Source organism: Falsiruegeria mediterranea M17, assembly GCF_900302455.1.
GTDB classification, from domain to species: Bacteria; Pseudomonadota; Alphaproteobacteria; order Rhodobacterales; family Rhodobacteraceae; genus Falsiruegeria; species Falsiruegeria mediterranea.
The window spans coordinates 1-2,878 of sequence record NZ_ONZG01000035.1; the positions used below are offsets into that span (position 1 = coordinate 1).

Annotated in this window: 1 protein-coding gene; it reads right to left on the reverse strand. The window is 55.7% G+C overall.

Annotation, left to right across the window (positions count from 1 at the left end; translation table 11 throughout):
* Positions 1–710: 710 nt before the first annotated feature.
* The gene (locus TRM7615_RS25200; RefSeq protein ID WP_207775285.1) at positions 711–2,234 is read right to left on the reverse strand and encodes a DUF1254 domain-containing protein; all 1,524 of its coding nucleotides are present in this window, start codon (positions 2,232–2,234) and stop codon (positions 711–713) included.
* Positions 2,235–2,878: the final 644 nt, after the last annotated feature.

A 2,878-nucleotide genomic window follows, 5' to 3' on the forward strand; every position in this document is an offset into this window, starting at 1 on the left:
GAGAACTCGTAAAACAGTGCCGCCTGCGCTTCCTGCTTGGGTCCCATCATCGCCAATCCTCCCAATCAATAAGAGAATTGAATCAGCAGATCATGCCTCGATCAAGTATCAGTTTTTCAACAAAATCAGCCTCTTACTGCCGAAATGTGCATGACGCAGCATCGGTTAATAAAGGCTCACAGCCGAATTGCGGCGGTGCAGCACCTGATCTTGCACCAAAAGGCCATCGCCAGTGGTTTGATCTGCCCCACCGGATGCCCGAAGTCAGCCCAAAGCGGAGATGGCTGTCAGTCTTGGCTTGTGACCGCTTTGCGGACTTTCCGGACCTACGCCAAGTTGGGGCCAACTGGCGCTTCCGGCCCAGACCTGCCGCTCGACTTGGTATCACGATGCCGCGATGCAGCCCGTCGAACCTGCCGTTCGCTGCACCTGCGAATTTGGGACCAGCTTGAATTCAGACAATGCGGACACAGCCGTCGTTCGCTGCGGTTCCATTGAACGGCAGCTGACAGTTCCTTGCTGTCGCTTGCACCAGAGTTCGAGAACCGCGGCACCCACCGCTCCTGACATAGGATCGCTACACCGCAGCGCTCGCGGGTACCGGTCCTAATGACTTCTTGATCTCCGCCATAAGGTCGGCAGGGAAATCTCCCTCTTTCACGTGGCGATAGTTTACATCCGCGCTCTCCGCCTCGTGCACGCAGTACAGTTTACTCCTCCACCAGCACGAAGTCACCTGGCATCCAGGTCTTGTCGAACCATTCCTGACCAGGGCTGTAGAGACGGATGATAGACGACCAGGATTTCCCAGGTGTGGTCTGCACCCAGTTGCCTTCTTTGCCTTCCGGCGGCTGAGGCCCCACCCAGACGGTCCAGGAACCGTCTTCGTTCGGCTCGATCTCTGGGACTGTACTGTCGATCCCCGCAAGTTTCTGATCGGTTTCCAACATTGACCGATGCTGATTGTCGTAGACGGTAATCGACCAGAAATCGCCCGCAGGCACCGGCGTCGGCAGATCAATGCGATATGTCTTTCCACCATCCAGATAGACGCCGTCTGCATCTTTTGCCGTGAACCCGTAGACTGATCCGGACCCGACACGTGGGTTGGACATGGCCGGTGTAATGCCGGTGGCCATGTAATGAAAGAACGTCCGGTCGCTTAGAATGCGCACATCATCTTGAAGAAACTCGTGGCTCAGCCGGGCATAGGGCGTCGTCCATTCACGGCCTTCAAAGAGGTAGACGCCAAGATCGCGTGGGCTGAAAGACATCGCCCGGGCCGTTGCGTTCCCGACTGCACCCGCTTCAGTCAGGATATCCCGCATCCGCTGGTCAGGCTCAAACGGCTGACCGTGCCGGATGCCGATACTGTCGAAGATACCCGCGATTTCGGGCGGGAATGCATTGGGGGGTTCATATTGCACGGCGGCATTCAATTCTTCATAGAACGAAAAATCGTTTCCATGGATGGTGTTCCATTGACCACCGGTCAGCTGTACGAACTTCTGCTCCGGTGGATTCGCGATCTCGCTGTAGGGGAACATGCGGAAGTTGTCTTTCATCCGCTTGACGGTGCCTTCCAGGCCGTCGTCGAGCACGAATGCCCGCATCAGAACAAAGTGCTTGTAGGTCGACGAATGCACAATATGCGCCCCGTTTTCGGGTAGCTCACCTTCGTACTCGGGCGGCACAAACAGATAGCGCCCACCTCGACCCTGATCCGGGCCCGTGAAACCAATATCGGTTACCCAACGGAAATAAGCATCGTCGATCGGACCGATGGTAACTGGCGGCACATCAACCACCACTGGACCAGTCTTGGTGTCGATACAGAACAGCACATACATGGTCGTGGTATTCGCGGTCAGCATAAGGCTGCGGGCGTCCAGAAGTTCCTCAGTGATCCCTGCGGCGAAAGGCTCTACGCCGTAATCTTCCAACCCCTTACAAAATGCGTGAACCGAAGTTGCCGGGATACCATGCAAGAAAGCATCGACTCCGCGCATGAAATCGAGGTTGTCCCAAAGTTTGCCGACGGTTTCTTCGGTCGGCAGACCGTCGAAAAAGTTGAGCGTCCCAAGGCGCTCGGTTTCGACAGTATCAGGCGTGAGGAGCTTTTCGGGGACCTTGGCGGCATAGGTCGGGCCGTCGGCGGACACGAAGTGCGGAAGGGTCGTGATGAAAGCCGCTAGCGCAGCCAGTTTTACCTTGTGGGGGATGAAATGCTGCACGTAAAATCTTCCTAACTTGTGGCTCTCGTTTTTCCTTAGAAAGGTGGCCTCCGCATTTCTTTTGTCAAGAGCGCATCTTGCGTAAGCATCGGCAACTGACTGCAACGCGCTACATCTACGCCAAAGCGCTTGGGTTTTTAGCCGCGACGCTCCTTTTGTATCGGCTGGGGCGGTTTGCTTGCAGCACCTGCAAAAGCGGGCGAATTCAATCTGGCCGCTCTGGGCTGAGGCTGTGTGAAAACTCAGTCCAGTGACCTCTCTCGTCGCCTTCGTTTCGAGCACCTGAGTAAACACTCCCCCAACTGCGCGACAGGACGCATCTAAGGCCCATTTTTGGTAGAGAAAGCCGAATGTCTGGAGTTTTCACACAGCCTCGGCTCGTTGCCGCCATGCGGCGGTTCAGAGAACACCTCGGTTTCGAGCGAATGTGGATGTCGGCATTCAACGTTGCGGTTTGATCAGTTCGCAGATGCAGCGAAAGCCCGCAATCCGCCGATTTCGTTGAAAAGGTCGTTGGTTTTGGCGTTGCGCGTTTAGCTACTGCGCTGATTTTATTGAACGACCGATGCTGAGGCTTGTTGTCAGCCGGTGGTTGTCACCATTGGCTTGAGTTTTGCTAGTTTCCGGAGGTTTTGGGCGATGGC